The organism is Bacteroides sp. RTP31139st1_H2_RTP31139_211217, from assembly GCF_040227615.1.
GTDB lineage: Bacteria > Bacteroidota > Bacteroidia > Bacteroidales > Bacteroidaceae > Bacteroides > Bacteroides uniformis.
In genome coordinates, this window is the sequence record NZ_JBCNZM010000307.1 from 1 (window position 1) to 2,107 (window position 2,107).

Genomic DNA, 2,107 nt, shown 5'->3' on the forward strand with positions numbered 1-2,107 from the left:
CTTCGTGGGAGAAACGGTTGCCAAGAAGATAGCCAAGTCCTTTACGGACATCGAAGAACTGGAAAACGCAGACCTCGAAAAGCTGAAAAACATCGATGAAATCGGTGAAAAAATAGCGCAGAGCATTATAACCTACTTCTCCAATCCTGCCAACAGAGAGCTGGTGGAACGGCTGAAATCGAACGGTCTGCAACTCCACCGGACGGAAGAAGACCTCAGCGGATACACCGACAAACTGGCGGGCCAGTCCATTGTCATCAGCGGCGTATTCACCCACCACTCACGGGACGAATACAAAGAGATGATTGAAAAGAACGGTGGGAAAAACGTCGGCAGTATCTCCTCCAAAACCAGCTTTATCCTGGCCGGAGAAAATATGGGACCTGCCAAACTGGAGAAAGCGCAGAAACTGGGAGTAAAGATTATGAGCGAAGATGAGTTTTTGGCATTGCTATCCTAACAAATTTCCACAAAAAGCTTTTTTATGGCTTATATTTGTAGGGTAAATCGAAAAAATTCGTACTTTTGCGAGTCATTTAATTAGAGATTACTTTATAATACTCATGATACAGACAAGATTGAAAGGAATGGGGGTAGCGCTGATTACTCCATTTAAAGAGGATGAAAGCGTTGATTACGATGCGTTGATGCGTTTGGTAGACTATCAACTTCAAAACAATACCGACTTTTTATGTGTGCTCGGCACCACGGCAGAAACTCCGACTCTGACTGAAGAAGAGAAAAAGAAAATCAAGAAAATGGTCATCGAGCGGGTGAACGGAAGAATTCCTATCCTGCTGGGCGTAGGTGGAAACAACACCCGGGCCATAGTGGAAACACTGAAAAATGACGATTTCACCGGAGTAGATGCCATTCTCTCCGTTGTTCCATATTATAACAAGCCCTCACAAGAAGGTATATATCAGCATTATAAGGCCATTTCTGAAGCAACGGATTTGCCGATTGTGCTTTATAATGTCCCCGGTCGTACCGGCGTGAACATGAAGGCAGAAACAACCCTGCGCATTGCACGTGATTTCAAGAATGTGATAGCCGTCAAAGAAGCTTCGGGCGACATCACGCAGATGGACGACATCATCAAAAACAAACCGGCCAATTTCGACGTTATTTCGGGCGATGACGGCATCACCTTCCCTCTGATTACCCTGGGGGCCGTCGGCATTATCTCGGTCATCGGAAACGCTTTCCCACGTGAGTTCAGCCGTATGGTACGTCTGGCACTGCAAGGGGACTATGCCAATGCATTGACCATTCACCACAAATTTGCCGAATTATTCAAGCTTCTGTTTGTAGACGGCAACCCTGCCGGAGTAAAAGCCATGCTGAATGTAATGGGAATGATTGAGAACAAGCTCCGCCTGCCATTGGTGCCGACCAGAATCACTACTTTCGAAGCCATGCGCAAGATTCTGGATGAATTGAACATCAAATGCTAAGGTCTTATACCGCCCCTATAGGATATTAATTTCCAGTATACAACATATTAATATCAGATATGCAAGGAGTTAATTTTGTGGAAACACGGAATTAACTCCTTCTTTTTTTCCTATGTGACTATATTTATCAGTACAATAATCCCAAAACAGTCTACTGATTACGTTATAAAGCAAAAAGACATCTGGTTAAATCGAGAAAAAGACATCTCTAGCTCAATCAAGACAAGACTATTATTTCAGCTAATCTATTAGTTCACAACACTGAACACTTTGTTTCAGCAGAGAAAAACACTTTGTTTTTATATGATGGAACAAAGTGTTCTGTCAAGGGAAACAAAGTGTTTAGTTAAGGGAAACAGTTTGTTTCATTATGGAGAACACGCGCCAGTGCCATACAAGGGGAGAACATCAACTATATGCCATTGCTGTAAAAACAAAGAACCTCCGCAAGAAAACTTGCGGAGGTTCTTTGTGATCGCGACAGGATTCAAACCTGTAACCGGCTGATCCGTAGTCAGCTACTCTATTCAGTTGAGCTACGCGACCCTTAAAAAAATTATGAAAACTTGTGACCGCGACAGGATTCAAACCTGTAACCGGCTGATCCGTAGTCAGCTACTCTATTCAGTTGAGCTACGCGGCCTCTTTGT

Annotated in this window: 2 protein-coding genes and 2 tRNA genes; 2 read left to right on the forward strand and 2 right to left on the reverse strand. The window is 43.7% G+C overall.

Going from position 1 to position 2,107, the window contains the following annotated elements:
* The coding region (locus ABUA47_RS24335; protein ID WP_349832239.1) for a helix-hairpin-helix domain-containing protein at positions 1-460 on the forward strand (460 nt) is incomplete at its 5' end.
* Positions 461-563: 103 nt separating this feature from the next.
* Positions 564-1,457, forward strand: coding sequence for a 4-hydroxy-tetrahydrodipicolinate synthase (dapA, locus tag ABUA47_RS24340; protein WP_005827769.1), 894 nt, complete (start codon positions 564-566; stop codon positions 1,455-1,457).
* Positions 1,458-1,929: 472 nt separating this feature from the next.
* On the opposite strand, the gene ABUA47_RS24345 is transcribed toward dapA, so the two are convergent.
* Both ABUA47_RS24345 and ABUA47_RS24350 read right to left on the reverse strand, forming a co-directional pair.
* A tRNA-Arg gene (locus tag ABUA47_RS24345) sits at positions 1,930-2,003 on the reverse strand.
* A gap of 23 nt (positions 2,004-2,026) precedes the next feature.
* Positions 2,027-2,100 (reverse strand) — tRNA-Arg (locus ABUA47_RS24350).
* Between the last annotated feature and the right edge of the window lie 7 nt (positions 2,101-2,107).